We start from the raw sequence: 16,566 nt of genomic DNA on the forward strand, positions 1-16,566 counted from the left end.
GTGCCTGACGCAGGGCATATTCTGCGAGGTCCCGCGATGGACACCCCAGGTGCTAGAGCACGGTGTCCATCGCGCGGACGGCGAGATTGCGCGCAGTGATGTTCGCGCGGTTATTCGGTACCAGCAGCATTCGCGCCAGCGCGAAGCCGCGCAGCTTCGGGCGCACCACGGCGCGATGGCGGCGTTCGTAGCGGGCCAGGGCACCGGAGATATCGCCGGGCGTGCTCGCGAGCTCGGCCGCAAGGGTATGGGCGCCGATGATGGCGAGGGTGGAACCGTCGCCGAAGAGCGACAGGCTCGACGCCGCGTCGCCGACCACGCCGATGCGGCCGATCGACCAGTGCGGCAGGCTGACTCGGCTCACCGAGTCGAAGTACAGGTCCTCGGCCGCGGCCGCGCGGTCGAGGAATTCCTCGTAGACACCGAGCTTTCCGGCGTATGCCGCGGCGAGCAGGCGCTTGTGCTGCTCGAGGTCGCGGTAGTCGAAATCGGGTACCGTCCGCTGCCGGAAAAAGAAGGCTGCCAGGGGAATTCCGTGTGCGGGGTGTACCGAGAAGGCGCGCCCGGGACTGCTGACCATGGCCACGGCATCCTCGCCCGCAAGGGTGTGGTCGACCGGCAGCGTCGCCACGTACATGCCCATGTGCCGGACGAAGGCGGAGTCGGGGCCGAAGGCCAGCCGCCGCACGGCCGAATGGGACCCGTCGGCCCCGATGACCAGGTCGAAATGCGCCGGTGTGCCCCGCTCGAAGGTGACCTCGACCGCATCGCCTGCCTGCTCCAGGCCGGTTATCGCGTCGCCCCAGCGGATTTCGGCATTGTCGCGCGCGGCCGCCAGCAGTATCGCGGCCAGGTCGGCGCGCGATATCTCCACCTCGCGGTCGCCGGCGGAGCCCTGGAATGCCGACAGGCTCACACCCGCCCGCTCCCGGCCCGCGGTATCGAGGAAGACCAGGCGCCGCACGGCCGTGGCCGCGGCCCTCAGCTGCGGCATCACCCCCATATCCTCGGCCACCGCGACCGCGTGCCCCTTCACGTCGACCGGGTTTCCGCTCGACCGCTGACCGGCGGCGCGCTCCACCACGGTCACCGTGAATCCATGTCGCGCAAGCCAATACGCAAGCGTCGAGCCTGCGACCCCGGCGCCGGAAATGAGCACACTGCCGCCCATGGTCCATCCCTCCAGTCAAGTGGACGAATTTCGTCCACTTCCGTCTACGGTACGCTAACCGGAAGAATTTCGTCCACTTGTTTCGGAGGTATGGGGTGTCCGACGAGTTGCGGGCCGATGCGCGCAGCAATCGCGACCAGATCGTGGCCGCGGCGCAGATCGAGTTCCGCGATCGGGGCGTCGAGGTCTCGATGAAACAGATCGCCGATCGGGCGGGCGTCGGCGTCGGCACGCTGTATCGGCGGTTCCCGGACCGCGCCGCGCTGATCACCGCGGCGGCGCACGGCTACCTCTCCGGTCTGGCGGAACTGGCCGCCACCGCCCGCCGGGACGAGGCCCGCGCCTGGCCCGCGCTGTGCCGGTTCCTGCGGGAGTGTGCCGAATTGCGTTTGGGCGCAATGGCGGCCGCGCTGGAGCCGGCGTTACATGCGGATATCCGGAGCCATCCGGGTCTGGTCGACGTCCGCGCGCGGGTGGCCGAACACGTCGTGGCCATGACCATCCAAGCGCAGGCCGAAGGGGATCTGCGCCGGGATATCGATGCCCGGGAGATCGCGAAGCTGGCGACGCTGCAGATCTATGCATTCCCGGACGAGTCGTATCCGGCGACGGTCGCGCGCACCGTGGATATCGTTCTCGACGGATTGCGTGCCCGCTGATCCGACATTCGATCGAATCAATCCGCGCCGATTCGCCGTCCCCGATTCGTACCGCGGCGCGGCGGTACCGGCGTTCGCGGCCGGTACCGCCGCCGGGAGGTAGTACCGGCCCCGCGCGTCATTTCGCGGCGAACAGCCCCTGCAGTGCGGTGATGAAATACGGGAAATGCCCGGCGAATCGGGTCAGGTCCGGGTCCTGTTCGAAGCCGCCGAACCAGTACAGCGCCGGTTCGTTTCCGGTGCCGGGATTCAGTTCGCGGAACTGGCGAATCCAACTGTCGGCGCGGCCGTCGACCACGGTGAACGGCAGTGCCCGGGAGAACACCGGCCCGCGCTCGGCCGGCGGTATCTGATCGACCCGAAGGGTCTCCAGGCCGCGTTGCATGCCACGCACCCGCACGGCCAGGGCGCGGCCCGCCGCGGTGCGGGCCGGGAGGTAGGCCGGCAGCAGGAGCAGCGCCAGCCCGCCGATCCCGACGGCCATGCCCACCAGCGCGTAGCCGCCCGAGAGCGCCAGCCCGATGGTCGCGCCGATGCCTACGACGACCAGCGCCGCGCCCAGCCAGAACGCCAGGCCACGGCTCTTACGGTCGGCCAGCAGCCCGTGCTCGTGCAGGTCCTGGCGCAGCGCCGCGCGTGCGGGTTCGGCCTGCACCCGGCCCGGTGCGCGCAGCTCCGACAGCAGGACCGAATCGACGCCGTCGGGCAGCGCCGCGCGGTAGACCTCCCGTTCGTAGTCGCGCAGCTGCTCATCGGCCGGATTCACCCGGGTGAGGCGCCAGTCCGAATCGCTCACCGGGGCGATCCAGAGATACCGGCGCGCAGCCAGATCCACCACCGTCGCCGCGAGTTCGCCTGCGCCGGTCACGCCTTTGAGCAGCAGCCCGGACTCGCCCGGCAGCACGCCGTCGGGCGAGACGAATTGCGCCTTACTTCCCTTGCGCTGCACCGGATCCGCGGCCTCGGCGCCGGCCAGGGTCGTCGCGTCCTGCCGGCGCACCCATGCCACGTAACCGCCGAAGGCGATGAGCGCGACCAGCAGGACGCCGAAGGCGATCACCGCCGGCGCGGTGATCGCGAACGGACCGCTCGACTTACCGTCGCTGATATCGGCATTGGCGGGCACGGTGCCCGGCGGCAGTTGCAGGGTGAGGGCGATGACGTCGCCCTTCTTCAGGCTCTCCTCGTACATCGTCAGCACGCCGTCGGCCTCGATCTGCGCGTGGCACTTCTGCGGTGCGCTCTGCGGCCCGACCGAGCAGTCGGCGATGCCCATCTGGTAGCTCGGGCTGATCAGGGTCGCGTCGAAGGACGCGACATCGGCGTCGAGCACGCCGGTGTAGCGGAACAGCTGGGTGCCGGGCGCGTCGCTGACGGTGTTGTGCACCGTGTACTTGAACGAGGACGTCCCGGGCGGTGCGTTCACAGTGAACAGATCGCCGTTCACCTTCGCCGAGCCGGGCCCGGTGCTGGAGATGTCCGAGACTTTGAAGCGGCGCTCGCCCCCCTTGTCGCCGAGCGCGAGCCGCAGCGGCAGCTGCATGTCGAAGGACCCGCCCTTGGGCACGGTCACGGTCTCGGCGACCTGCAGATCGCCCTGCTTGCTGAGCTTGATGTCGGCCTTGATCGCCACGCCGTCGGCGGGTGCCTGGGCCTGTGCGGCCGGCGCCATCGCGAATATTCCGGCCAGAACTACCAACAAGGCGCCGACCGCGCCCCCCCGAAACATGAGCATGACGCAACAGCATAGACAGCTTGGTATTGTTCGGCATCGGCTGTCGAGTGTGTGGATAGAAGCAGGGGGCGTGGGGGATTGAGTCAACCACCCTATGGGAGCGGTCCGATGCCGCCCGCGGGGCCGCAGCGACCCGGCTATCCACCGGGATACGGTGGTCAACAGGGCTATCCACAGCAGCCGGGTTATCTCCGGCAACCCTCGTATGGAGCCCCGCCCGGTTATCCACAGCAACCCGGCTATCCACAGCAGCCCGGATACGGTGCGCCGCAGCAATATCCGGGGACCGGCGGATACCCGCCGCCGCAACCGTACGGTCCGGCGGGTGTGCGTCCGCAGCCGTACGGGCCCCCGATGGGGCGTCAGCCCTACGGACCGCCCCCGGGGCGTCCCGGCGGCGGCGGGCGCGGTGGCGCCATCGGAGCGATCCTGGCGGTCGTGGTCGTCATCGTGGCGGCCGCGCTGGTGCGCATCGGTATTCACAGCGCCGTCGATACCGCGTCGAGCTCCGAGGCCGGACCGACCCCGAGTTTCACGTACACCTCCGGCACGTCCGGACCGACCGGGCCCTCATCGGGTGTCGATGCGACGGGGACCAATCCGGTACTGGCGGCCCCCGGTTGGGCACTGACCCCGGCCCACTGCGACTACGACCCGTGGAGTACACAGGTCGATCAGGCCCGCAAATTCTTCGAGAGCGCCGCCACCTGCCTGGCGAATGCCTGGAAGCCGGTGCTCGCCAAGGTGAATGTGCCGTTCACGCCCCCGGCGCTGAGCGTCCCGGCGACAACCGACGGGCTCACCACCCCGTGCACCGGCAACAGCAGTAACTTCGCGGCCTTCTACTGTCCGAGCAACTCCACGATCTACCTGCCGCTCAGTCAGCTGCAGACCGACGTGTTCGGGGATCACTGGGAGGTGTACCTCTCGGTGTTCGCGCACGAGTTCGGCCATCACATCCAGAATTTGACCGGCATCATGAAGGCCGCGAACGAGCAGGAGTACGACGCCGGGGATACGACGTCGCAGGGGCTCGAGACCTCGCGGCGGGTCGAGCTGCAGGCGCAGTGCTTCGACGGTCTCTACATCACCTCCGCCTCGAAGGCCGGTTCGCTCACCGCCAACCAGCTCAGCAACGATCGCGAGGACAACTACGGGCGCGGGGATGCCAAGGGCGACATGCGAACCCACGGCACCTCGCAGCACACCGGTGACTGGTTCATGACCGGGGTCCAGCAGAACAACACCTCGCAGTGCAATACCTTCACCGCCTCGTCCGACAAGGTGAGTTGATTCGAAACTCCGATACCGCACCAGCTTTCATCGAACCCTTCGCCAAGAGTGAGTTGATCGAGTCATGACTCAGCCCCCGTATCCGCAAGGTCCCGGTTTCCCGCAGTCCGGCCGACCGCCCCACGGCCCGCCGCCCGGTGGCATGCCGCCCGGCCTCGGCGGCGTGCCCGGGGGAGGGCGGCCCGGATATGGTGGGCAGCCGGGTTACGGTGGCCCGGCCGGATACGGCGGTCCGCAGGGCCCGCGTCCGCCCTATCGTGCGCCTTTGCCGCCGACCGGGTATCGGGTTGGGGCGCAGCAACTTCCGCCGTTGCCGCCCGCCGGGTACTACGGTCGTCCGCCGTCGGGCGGCGGTGGTGGCGGCGCCGGTGTGGTCGTCGCGGCGCTCGGGGTGCTGGTGGTGCTCAGCATGGTGGGCACCCTGGTGTTCTTCGCGGCCGTGACCCACGGCGACGACACCTCCTCGACCGCGGAGAAAACCACCCCGAGCTTCACGTACCCGTCGACGCCGAGTTCCGCGCCGATGCCGAGCACGGAATCGGCCGCCGCCACAGCGACATCCGAGGGCACCTCCGCCGAACCCACCACGACCATGGTGACGACACCGGCCGGACCGAAACCGGTCCGCAAGCTCACGGACAACCCCCTGTTCGCCGATCACAACGAGGGGCTGCCGAACGCGAAGTGCAGCCTCCCGCGGTGGGCGGCAACCGAAACCGCGGCAACTGCCTTCTTCGAGGCCGCGAAGTCGTGCCTGGACAAGGAGTGGCAGCCGGTCCTGGCGGCACATAATCTGCCGTTCTTCAGTCCGACGGTCAAGGCTCCGCAGCAGGCTGCGGAGCTGACCTCCCCCTGCAGCGGCGACAGCAATTACGCGGCTGTCTACTGCCCGGCGAACCACACTATCTACATGCCCTTGGACCACGTTCAGACCGACGTTTTCGGTGATCGCTGGTACGTCTATCTCCAGGTCTTCGCGCACGAGTACGGGCATCATGTGCAGGCCCTCAGCGGTATCGGGGATCAGGAGGCATCCGAGCGTGACGACGCAGGTTTCGATGCGAACACCGGTCTGGAACTGTCTCGCCGCCTCGAGTTGGAGGCGCAGTGCTTCTCGGGCATGTACATCGGGGCCGCCGGCTATGTGGGCATGTTCTCCGCTGACCAGATCAACTACATGAAGAAGGACCAGTACGGGCGCGGGGACGACAGCCAGGCGGTGGACATTCACGATCACGGCACCAGCCAGCACTACGGTGACTGGTTCGGCAACGTCGGTGTGCCCAACGACCGTGTGTGGAAGTGCAACACCTGGGCCGCCCCGTCCGGCGACGTCTCCTAATCCGACCCCGCGCGCTCCCGCAGCGCCGCCAGCCATTTCGCGCCCTCGTCCGGGTCGGGTACCGGTCCACCGCCCATGATGTCGACGACCACGTGCCCGACGCAGGCCGCGCCCAGCACCCGATCGACGATGAGATCGGTATCGCCCCACGGCAGATAGGGTTTGGCAATGATCAGCGAGGCGATGCCGTGCGCGGCCGCCCAGAGTTCGAGGACGATCGGCAGCGGGTCTCCGGGGGTGATGACGCCGGATTCCATTGCCTCCTTGACGGTCTGGGTGAACCGCACGACAGCGCCGCTGGTCAGCACTTGATCCACCGCGCCCGGCTCGCTGGACCCCAGGAATGCCAGCCGGTACTGCTCCGGATTGTCCAGCGCGAACCGCACATACGCCAGACCCTGAGCGCGCAGCCGGGTGATCGGTGACTGCTCCGGATCGTCCACCGCGGCCATCGCGGCGTCGACGTGTTCGAAGACCTGCGCGACCGCGGCATCGATGAGCTCGTCCTTGTCGGCGAAGTGCCGATAGATCGACGGCGCGCTCACCCCGACCAGCTTGCTCACCTCCCGGATGGACACCGCGTCCGCATTTCCGGTGCGCGCCAACAGTTCCCGCGTCGCGTCGAGAATCTCGTCACGAAGCTGGGCGCCGGCGCCGCGGGCCGAGCGTGGCCGGGGCGCCATCACGGCTGGCTCACCAGTTCGGGTTCGGGGGAGGTGGAGGCGGATTCCTCGTGAAATCCGAATCTTTCGTGCAGCCGCCGCAGCGGGTCGGGCGCCCACCAGTTGGCCGTGCCGAGCAGCCGCATCAGCGCCGGGACGAGCAGGCCGCGGATGACGGTGGCATCGGCGAGCACGGTCAGGGTCAGGCCCAGACCGAACATTTGCATGAAGGACACCTTCGAGGAAACCATGGCCCCCAGCACGATAGCCATCAGCAGCGCCGCGGCCGTAACGATCCGCCCGGTGTGCGCCACCCCGATCGCGACCGAGTGGGTATTGTCCGCGGCCGTGCGCTTCGAGGCCAGCCAGGCCTCGCGGATCCGGGACAGCAGGAACACCTCGTAGTCCATCGACATGCCGAATGCCAGGCAGAACATCAGGATCGGCATCGTGGGCACCAGATATCCGGTCGCGGTGAAGCCCAGCAGATTCGACAGGTGGCCGTCCTGGAAGATCCACACCATCATGCCGAACATCGCAGTCAGCGAGAACGTATTGATCAGCACCGCCTTCAGCGGCAGCACCACGCTGCCGGTGAACAGGAACAGCACGATGAACGTGGACAGCGCGATCAGCGCCACCGCCAGCGGTAGCTGCGCGCTCAGCGTGTGCAGGCCGTCGGCGTCCATTTCCGCGCTGCCGCCGAACAGCGCCGGCGCGGGCGCGGGCGTGGCGTGCAGCTCCCGCAACTGCCGCTGTCCGGCCGGGGAGTAGGGATTCACCGACGTTGCGACGGTGAGGTATTGGCCCGACGCGTTGGCCATGCCCGGCAGGGATGCCGCCGCCCGGCCGCCCGAGATGTAGACGCCCGCATCGGACAGCACCGCCGAGACCCCCTCGATCCTGGACAGCGCCGTCGCGTACGGGGCGACATTCCCGGAGTATCCGTCCAGGACGATCGTGGCGCCGTTGCCCGCGCCGACCGCCGGGAACTGGCTGCGCAACTCGTCGCCGACCGTACGGCTGTCCGAGCCCACGGGCATCACGCGATCGTCCGGAAAGCCGAATTTCACGCCCAGGAACGGGGATCCGACCGCCAGCAGTGCCGCGAGAATCACCAGGGCAACCGGAATCGCATGCCGCATCACCCAATTCACCGTCCGGTACCACCGCGACCGCTCGGGCGCGACCGGAGCCGGCGCGGGCCGCCGGAGCGCCCGGCGCAGCCCGGCCCGCACGTCCAGGGCGTTGACCCGGTCGCCGAGCAGCACCAGGGCCGCGGGCAGCAGCACGATCGAGGCCGCCGCGGCCGCGACCACCACCGCGACACCGGCGTAGGCGAAGGACTTCAGGAAGTACAGGTTGAAAACGCTCAGCACGGCCAGGGCCAGAGCGACGGTCAGCGCCGAGAAAAGTACGGTGCGCCCGGCGGTTTGCACCGCGCGGATCGCGGCGTCCCTGTGCCCCAGGCCGTTTCGCAGTTCCTCGCGGAAGCGGCTGACAATGAACAGGCTGTAGTCGATGGCCAGCGCGAGCCCGAGCGCGGTGGTCATGTTCATCGCGTAGACCGACACGTCGGTGAACAGCGTGAATCCGCGCAGGATGGCCAGGGTGGCGGCGATCGCGAACAGCCCGACGGCCAGTGGCAGCGCCGCGGCGATCACGCTGCCGAACACCATCGTCAGCACGATGGCGGTCAGCGGCACGGCCACGCCCTCGGCCAGCGCGAGGTCCTTGGTGATCTGGCCGTTCACATCGTGGTAGATCGAGGCCAGTCCGCCCGCCCGGACGGTGACCCCCGAGGTGGTCCCGTCGAACTGGGCGGCGATGGTGCCCGCGGTCTTCTGCGCGGTGTCGTCACCGCCGGTCAGATAGGCCAGCACGAGGCCGCTGCGCCCATCGGCGCTGCGCAGCGCGGACTTGGCGGCCGGCGGGCTCGTCCAGTACGACCGCACCCCGACCACGTCCGATCGCGCGGTGAGCTTCGTGGCGATCTCGGTGCCCACCCGCTGGGCCGCGGCGGAGTCGGCGCCCTGACCGGACTCGACCAGCAGCACGAAATTCGGCTGGGCGCCGTGGAAGTTGGTCGCCAGGAGCGCGGCGGCCCGCGAGGACTCCGCGTCCGTGGAGGTGAAGCCGCCGGCCTGCAGGTGTGCGGCGACCGAGGCCCCGAACAGCCCGCAGAACGCGGCCACGGCCAGTGCGGCCAGCAGAATCGCCCGGGGAAACCGGGTCGAGAATCGCGCGATACGGGTCAGCATGGTCGGCCCCCAAATGCCACGGATAGGTTAACGACGTTATAGTAACGCCGTTAACCTATCTGGACGCAAGAGCCGATTTTCAGTGACTCCGGTCACTCTGCGGCCCGAACAGCCCGCGCGGAGCGTGCCCGTGCACGCCCTCGGCGTAGGCGGTCTCGGCGTGCAGCGCGAAGTCGATGCCGGTGACCTCGTCCTCCTTGCCGATCCGGAAGCCCAGCGTGCGGTCGATGATCTTGCCCAGCACGAACGACACCCCGAAGGCCCACAGTGCGACCACGAGGACGCCCACCGTCTGCTTACCCAGCTGGGTCAGGCCGCCACCGTAGAACAGCCCGCGCGCGCCGCCGGTCATCACCTTGGTTGCCAGCAGGCCGATCAGCAGGGTGCCCGCGATGCCGCCTATGAAGTGCACGCCAACCACGTCCAGCGAATCGTCGTAGCCCGCCTTGAACTTCCAGCCCACCGCGAACGAACAGACCACGCCCGCAACCAGTCCCACGATCACCGCGCCCAGGGTGTTCACCGAACCGCACGACGGGGTGATCGCGACCAGGCCCGCCACCGCGCCGGAGGCGGCACCGAACGTCGTCGGGCGACCGTCGCGAATCCGTTCGACCGCAAGCCATCCCAGCATGCCCAGGCAGCCCGCGACGAGCGTGTTGAGGAATACCGCCGCCGCGATGCCGTTGGCCTGCAACGCCGATCCGGCATTGAAGCCGAACCACCCGAACCACAGGATGCCCGCGCCCAGCAGCACGAACGGCAGATTGTGCGGGCGCATCGCATCGACCTTGAAGCCGATGCGCGGGCCGAGTACCAGCGCGAGTGCCAGAGCCGAAGCGCCCGAGGCGATCTCGACGACCATGCCGCCCGCGAAATCGAGCGCGCCGAACGAGGACAGCCAACCGTGCGGGCCCCACACCCAGTGCGCGACCGGCGCGTACACCAGCAGCGTCCACAGCGGCACGAACACCATCCACGCCGAGAATTTCGCGCGATCGGCGATCGCGCCGCTGACCAGTGCCGCGGTGAGGATGGCAAAGGTTAGCTGGAAAGTCGCGTACAGCAGCTCCGGGACCCCGTCGCGCACGGTGCCGGGGTTGATGCCGGACAGCGCGACATGTGACAGGGTGCCGATGATTCCGCCGCCGGCATCCGGGCCGAACGCCATGGTGTAGCCGAACAGCAACCAGGTCACCGTCACCAGCGGGATCGCGATGAAGCTCATCATCAGCATGTTCAGTACGCCGGTGGAGCGCACCATCCCGCCGTAGAACACCGCCAGGCCGGGCGTCATGAGCAGCACCAGGGCGGTGCTGGCCAGGAGCCAGGCGGTGGCGGCGGGATCGATGGTCGAGGGCATGGGGTAACTCCTTCCACGCGCGACGGCGTTGCATGAAAGTTACCGAATACGCACAGCGCCTACCCACCCCGTCGGCTCCGCAAGCTCCGCCGCCATGCCATCCCCGGGTGCCAGAAGCAGGTGTGATTCATCCGCCATCGGCCACACCTATCGACGGACGGGCTTCGCCAATGGGTGCACCGGCCTAGGAGCGGCGGGCCTTGCGGGCCAGCGCGCGGCGGCCGCGCGGTCCGGGTGCCGGGAGGTCGTCGTGCAGCTCCAGCCATTCCGCGGTGACCAGCCACTGCTGCTGCGCCCGAGCGTCCGCGGTGTCGTTGAACACCCGGCGGCCGCGGTCGTCACGCAGCTCGTGGGCGAGTACGGACCAGCGCGGCGGGCGGGAGTGCTCGGTCTGATAGTCGTGCAGGTAACCGGCGACGAGCGTGCCGATGACAGTGACCGGACGTAGTGAAACCCGATTTCCGAATTTCGCGGAGTGGAAACGCCGTGCCGCGCACAGGGATCGGGGAGTGGGGTTGAATGCGATCCATCCGGCGCGCTGGGTTCGTTCGATAAGCCAGAGGTGTTTGACTGCGGCCGGGGCGATTTCGCCGACTTGTTCCCGAATGAGTGACAACACCGGTTCGGAGTGCAGGATGTCGCGGCGCGTGGGACCGATACCGTGTTCCGCCCAGTATTCGTGTGTCAGGGTCGCCAGCACCCGGCCGAATTCATCGATACCGCGCTGCGCGCGTTTGCCCAGGCGTTCGATGCGCTCGGCCTCGGCGCGCATCTCGTTCTGCACGATGAGGGTGCGAATGGCGGCCATCGTCGGCACCTGACCGCGTTCGAGCAGTTCCAGGATGGCCGCGGCGGTGCGTGGGTCGGCGGCCGCGGATACCGGCAGCGAGTCGCGATTGAGTGCGAAGTCCGCGGGGCTGATCGCCCTGCTCAGCAGGCTCGTGGCGCCGGCGTTGCCGGCGAATTCGGTATGCGAGAGCCAGGCAGTGGCGATGTCGTCACACGACTGCACGGTCGACATTTCCTCCGGTACGTGGACGGGATTGCGACGCGGCGGATCGGTAGAACTCCCGATGCATGCTGTGGATTTTCAGGTTGTGCCCCGGCCGGGATGAGGGACCGGTCGGGGCCACCAACCTGATGAAGGTTTGGCTACCGAAGTTGCCGAGACCTACGTTAGCCAGTGGATTGCCTTTGAAGCCAATCGCTTTACAGGATCGTTATGTCCGTGTTGTCACTCCGAAACGGGGCGGCAGTTTGTTAATTTGCGCACGATGCGGTTCGAGCTCGGTATACGGGCGAATTTGGTTGTATTTCGAATTTGTTTGCCCGGGCGTCTGCTACCGGGGTTGGTTGCGTGGCGCACGAACGGGACCGAGGAATGATTGCGGTGGAGCCCGCGATGCGTACCGGTGATCGGCAGGCGGCGGAGCGTCACCGCGCGCCCTCGGAAGGATCGGGGCGCGGCCGGCGATGCGCGCCGCCGGGCGGTAGTGGCAGCGGATGGTCGCCACGCAGACCCGCGGAACCATCGCCGGTTCAACACTGTCAGTGGTCGCCGGTACCCTCGGGCCGTGGCTCTGTACCGGAAGTACCGACCGGCAACATTCGCTGAGGTAATTGGGCAGGAGCACGTCACCGAGCCCCTCAGTACCGCATTGGACACCGGCCGGATCAGTCATGCCTACCTGTTCTCCGGCCCGCGCGGCTGCGGTAAGACCTCCTCCGCGCGCATTCTCGCGCGCTCGCTGAACTGCGAGCAGGGGCCGACCTCGCGCCCGTGTGGGGTGTGCGCGTCCTGCGTGGCGCTCGCGCCGGGCGGGCCGGGCAATCTCGACGTCATCGAGCTCGACGCGGCCAGTCACGGCGGCGTGGACGACACCCGCGAGCTGCGTGATCGCGCCTTCTACACGCCGGCGGAATCGCGGTACCGCGTGTTCATCGTCGACGAGGCACACATGGTCACCACCGCGGGCTTCAACGCGCTACTGAAGATCGTCGAGGAGCCGCCCGCGCACCTGATCTTCATCTTCGCCACCACCGAGCCCGACAAGGTGCTGCCGACCATTCGCTCGCGCACCCATCACTATCCGTTCCGCCTGCTCCCGCCCGCGACCATGCGCGGGCTGCTCGGCACGATCTGTGAGCAGGAGGGCGTGCCCGTCGAGGAGGCGGTGTACCCGCTGGTGATCCGCGCCGGCGGCGGGTCCCCGCGCGACAGCCTCAGCGTGCTCGATCAGCTGCTGGCCGGCGCGGGGCCGGAGGGCGTCACCTACCCGCGGGCGCTGGCGCTGCTCGGTGTCACCGATATCGCGCTGATCGACGAGGCGGTGGAGGCTCTCGCGGCCTCGGACGGCGCCGCCCTGTTCGGCGCCGTCGATCGCGTGGTGGAGGGCGGGCACGATCCGCGCCGCTTCGCCGGAGACCTGCTCGAGCGTATGCGCGATCTGATCCTGCTGCGCGCGGTGCCCGATGCCGCCGAGCGCAATCTGGTCACCGGCCCCGGGGATGTGCTCGAGCGCATGCGCGACCAGGCGCAGCGCCTGGGCCCGGCCGCCCTGGCCCGCTACGCCGAGCTGCTGCACGCGGGCCTGGGTGAGATGCGCGGCGCCACCGCGCCCCGCCTGCTGCTCGAGGTCGTATGCGCGCGGATGTTGTTGCCCGTGGCCTCGGACGACGAATCCGCCACCCTGCAGCGCCTCGAGCGCCTCGAACGACAGCTGGCGGGCGGGGTGGTCCCGGCGCCCGCACCCGGCGCGGCGGCGAGCGCGCACCCGCCCGCCCCTGCCGACGGGGCCCCCGAACAGCCGCGCCCACCGGCCGGTGGGCAACAGGAGGGCCCGCCCCGCCGCCGCGGCGCGGAAATGCTGGCCGCCATGCGGGAGGAACGTGCCGCAGACGGCGGGGGAGCGGTTGGTTCGGCCGCGCAAACGGCCACGGCGCCAGCGGATTCCAGCGGATCCGTCTCGTCACCGAGCGATTCGCCCGCGAACCCCGCGCGTCCGACCGTCGGCGGAGTGAGCGAGCAGCGGCCACATCCGGCCCAGCGGGCTCAGGCGCCCGACGGCCCCGAATCGTCTCGACCGCAGCAGGATTCCGCGCGTGCCGCTGCCGAGCCGGAATCCTCAGGGCCGCAATCGGTTCCGGACGAACGCGCAGTCTCCGTGGAGCCCGCACAGGAGCAGGGCCGGTCGGCGCAACCGCATTCGGGTACACCCGCCGGCGTTGTGTCGCCCCCTCCTGCGTCCGCCCCGGTCGCGGACCCCGAGACCATCCGCCCGACGTCCGCCCCGGCTGCCGCCCATGCGGCAACCCCTCCCGCGTCCGCCTTGCCCGTCGACCTCGAGTCGACCCGTCCCTCGGCCCCGGCCGCGGGGTCCGGAGTGCCGCAGCAGGATTCGACAGCGCCCGTCGGACCGGATCCGGCCGAGTTCGCATTCTCGCCCGGCGCCCTGGCTGATGGTGTTCCCAAGGCGCCGACCGATGTCGCCTCGCCACGCGACTCCCGTGCGGCCGGGGGCGATGTCGATGAACACACCGAGTCGGTCGAGCGAGGCACGGCCGGTGACGTCGATGTGGCGTCGACAACACGGCCTCAACCTGTCGCGCAATCCGAGCCTGCGACACAGCCTCGGCCTGTCGCGCAATCCGAGCCTGCGGCACGGCCTCAGCCCGTCGGGGAGGCCGAGTCGGCGGCGCAGCTTCAGCCGGTCGCGCAGTTCGAGCCCGCGACGCATCCCGAACCTGCCGCCCAGTCCGAACCTGCCGCCCAGTCCGAACCTGCCGCCCAGTCCGAACCGGCGCAGCAGCCGCACCCCGAGTCCACGAGCTCGGTGCGCGGCGAGCTGGGTGAGATCGAGACCGCGTGGGGCGATATCCGCGCCAAGGTGCGGGAATTCAGTGTCGCGGTGTCCGCGCTGCTGTCCGGGGCGACCGTGGCGCGGCTCGAGGGCGACACGGTGGTCTGCGCGCATCCGCACCAGCCGCTGGCCCAGCGGCTGTCGCAGCCGAGCAATGTGCAGGCGGTCCAATCCGCGATACAGGCGGTGCTGGGACGCACCTACGAGGTGCGCTGGGAGGTCAGCTCAGGCGCGCCCGCCGCCAATCCGGGAGCTGCCGCCAAACCACAGGGCACACCCAAGCGCGAGGCCCCCGCGCGGCAGTCCGAGCCGCCCCGGTTCACCCGGCCCAGCCAGGCCCGCGGCGGCGGATCGGATTCCGGCGCCGCCTCCGGCCGTCCCGCCGCGGGCGGGGATTCGGGCCGGAGCCCCGGCCGCGAGCCGGTGACTCGTGCCACACCCCCCGACGACGATATTCCCCTCCCGGACGGACCCGACCTGCCCGACGATCCCGGGCTCGCCGACTACTCGCCGGTAGGTTATGACGGTGTCCCACCTGCGTCGACGCCGGAGGAGGAGCGGGAAATGCTCGCCGAGTCGGCCACCCCGGTCCCGCAGGATCAGCGGCGCGACCCCGATGAGGTGGCGTTGGAGCTGTTGAGCTCGCAACTGGGCGCTACCCGCCTGGAGGCTTGACAGCCACCGGGCCTACGGCCTTAAGTTAACCGGAGTTCGCATCCCGCTGTACTATGAACGGGTGGTCGTCAGCATCGCTGCTACCAGGTTCTACGGTCGGCCCGAGAGTATGGGCGCCTGGAACGCCGGTGGCTCGATGCGCGCCGGCGTTTGTACAGCGTTATACGACGTGTCCGGGGCAGTACCCACCTGCGCGCACGCGCGGGGTCCGGGGCGTTGCCTGCCAACTCGAGCGGGTCGGTCCCACGGCCGGTCGGCGAGGTTTACCTGCTCCCGGTGCCGCAGTGCGCGGTGTCGGGGCACCTTAAGGAAGGAAGAACTCCGTTATGACCACAGAGGCCTACATTTTCGAGGCCATCCGCACCCCGCGCGGCCGCAACAAGAAGGGCACGCTGCACTCGGTCAAGCCGATCGATCTGACGACCGGTCTGGTGCAGGAGCTGCGTAACCGCTTCCCGAACCTCGACGAGGATCGCATCTCGGACATCATCCTGGGTGTCGTCTCCCCGGTGGGCGACCAGGGCGCCGATATCGCCCGGACCACCGTGCTGACCGCCGGCCTGCCGGACACCGTCGGCGGCGTGCAGATCAACCGCTTCTGCGCCTCGGGCCTCGAGGCCGTCAATCTGGCCGCCCAGAAGGTTCGCTCGGGCTTCGACGACCTGGTCCTGGCCGGTGGCGTCGAGTCCATGTCCCGCGTGCCGATGGGCTCCGACGGCGGCGCCATGTTCATGGACCCCAAGACCAGCTACGAGAGCTACATCGTCCCGCAGGGCATCTCCGCCGACCTGATCGCGACCATCGAGGGCTTCTCCCGCGACGACGTCGACGCCTACGCCGTGCAGTCGCAGGAGCGCGCCGCGGCGGCCTGGACCGGCGGTTACTTCGCCAAGTCCGTCGTCCCGGTCAAGGACCTCAACGGCCTGACCGTGCTGGACCGCGACGAGCACATGCGCCCCGGCACCACCGCCGCCGACCTGGGCAAGCTGAACCCCTCCTTCGCCGGCATCGGCGAGATGGGCGGCTTCGACGCGGTGGCGCTGCAGAAGTACCACTTCGTGGAGAAGATCAACCACGTGCACCACGGCGGCAACAGCTCGGGCATCGTCGACGGCGCCGCGATGGTCCTGATCGGCAGCGAGGAGGCTGGTAAGGCCTCGGGCCTGACCCCGCGCGCCCGCATCGTCTCGGTCGGCATCAGCGGCGCCGACCCGACCATCATGCTGACCGGCCCGACCCCGGCCGCGCAGAAGGCGATGGCCAAGGCCGGCCTGACCGTCGACGACATCGACCTGTTCGAGATCAACGAGGCCTTCGCCTCGGTCGTGCTGAAGTTCCAGAAGGATCTGCAGATCCCGAACGAGAAGCTGAACGTCAACGGCGGCGCCATTGCGATGGGCCACCCGCTGGGCGCCACCGGCGCGATGATCACCGGCACCATGGTCGACGAGCTGGAGCGTCGCAACGCCCGCTACGCCCTGGTGACCCTGTGCATCGGCGGCGGCATGGGCGTGGCCACCATCATCGAGCGCGTCTAATCCTCGG

General features: G+C 69.1%; 11 protein-coding genes. 5 read left to right on the forward strand and 6 right to left on the reverse strand.

Annotated features, from left to right (window positions below):
• Positions 1–52 precede the first annotated feature (52 nt).
• The gene (locus KO481_RS02375; protein ID WP_215915245.1) at positions 53–1,171 is read right to left on the reverse strand and encodes an FAD-dependent oxidoreductase; all 1,119 of its coding nucleotides are present in this window, start codon (positions 1,169–1,171) and stop codon (positions 53–55) included.
• A 95-nt stretch (positions 1,172–1,266) separates the two neighbouring features.
• On the opposite strand from KO481_RS02375, the gene KO481_RS02380 reads away from it, so the two are divergent.
• On the forward strand, positions 1,267–1,830 hold the full coding sequence (locus tag KO481_RS02380) for a TetR/AcrR family transcriptional regulator (protein WP_215915246.1): 564 nt from the start codon (positions 1,267–1,269) through the stop codon (positions 1,828–1,830).
• Positions 1,831–1,948: 118 nt separating this feature from the next.
• Here the strand turns inward: KO481_RS02380 and KO481_RS02385 are convergent, their stop codons facing one another.
• Positions 1,949–3,565 carry a DUF2207 family protein gene (locus KO481_RS02385; RefSeq protein WP_215915247.1) on the reverse strand — a complete coding sequence of 539 codons (1,617 nt, stop codon included), beginning with the start codon at positions 3,563–3,565 and terminating at the stop codon, positions 1,949–1,951.
• 354 nt (positions 3,566–3,919) lie between these two features.
• Here KO481_RS02385 and KO481_RS02390 point away from each other — a divergent pair, with 354 nt between their 5' ends.
• Positions 3,920–4,858 (forward strand): neutral zinc metallopeptidase, encoded by a 939-nt coding sequence (locus KO481_RS02390; protein WP_215915248.1) that lies wholly within the window; start codon positions 3,920–3,922, stop codon positions 4,856–4,858.
• A 64-nt stretch (positions 4,859–4,922) separates the two neighbouring features.
• On the forward strand, positions 4,923–6,200 hold the full coding sequence (locus KO481_RS02395) for a neutral zinc metallopeptidase (RefSeq protein WP_215915249.1): 1,278 nt from the start codon (positions 4,923–4,925) through the stop codon (positions 6,198–6,200).
• On the opposite strand, the gene KO481_RS02400 is transcribed toward KO481_RS02395, so the two are convergent.
• From KO481_RS02400 to KO481_RS02415, 4 genes are all read right to left on the reverse strand, one after another.
• Complete coding sequence (locus tag KO481_RS02400) at positions 6,197–6,883, reverse strand: TetR/AcrR family transcriptional regulator (protein WP_215915887.1); 687 nt, start codon at positions 6,881–6,883, stop codon at positions 6,197–6,199. The two genes, KO481_RS02395 and KO481_RS02400, sit on opposite strands and share 4 nt — an antisense overlap.
• Positions 6,883–9,123, reverse strand: a complete 2,241-nt coding sequence (locus tag KO481_RS02405) for an MMPL family transporter (RefSeq protein WP_215915250.1) — start codon at positions 9,121–9,123, stop codon at positions 6,883–6,885. Before KO481_RS02405 ends, KO481_RS02400 begins: the two co-directional genes overlap by 1 nt.
• A gap of 79 nt (positions 9,124–9,202) precedes the next feature.
• On the reverse strand, positions 9,203–10,486 hold the full coding sequence (locus KO481_RS02410; RefSeq protein WP_215915251.1) for an ammonium transporter: 1,284 nt from the start codon (positions 10,484–10,486) through the stop codon (positions 9,203–9,205).
• A 184-nt stretch (positions 10,487–10,670) separates the two neighbouring features.
• Positions 10,671–11,507, reverse strand: a complete 837-nt coding sequence (locus tag KO481_RS02415) for a hypothetical protein (protein ID WP_245400229.1) — start codon at positions 11,505–11,507, stop codon at positions 10,671–10,673.
• A gap of 553 nt (positions 11,508–12,060) precedes the next feature.
• Between KO481_RS02415 and KO481_RS02420 the strand changes: the two genes are divergently transcribed.
• Both KO481_RS02420 and KO481_RS02425 read left to right on the forward strand, forming a co-directional pair.
• Positions 12,061–15,021, forward strand: a complete 2,961-nt coding sequence (locus KO481_RS02420; protein WP_215915252.1) for a DNA polymerase III subunit gamma and tau — start codon at positions 12,061–12,063, stop codon at positions 15,019–15,021.
• Positions 15,022–15,347: 326 nt separating this feature from the next.
• Positions 15,348–16,559 (forward strand): acetyl-CoA C-acetyltransferase, encoded by a 1,212-nt coding sequence (locus KO481_RS02425; RefSeq protein WP_215915253.1) that lies wholly within the window; start codon positions 15,348–15,350, stop codon positions 16,557–16,559.
• Positions 16,560–16,566: the final 7 nt, after the last annotated feature.

The sequence above is a fragment of the Nocardia albiluteola genome (assembly GCF_018860155.1).
Lineage (GTDB): Bacteria > Actinomycetota > Actinomycetes > Mycobacteriales > Mycobacteriaceae > Nocardia > Nocardia albiluteola.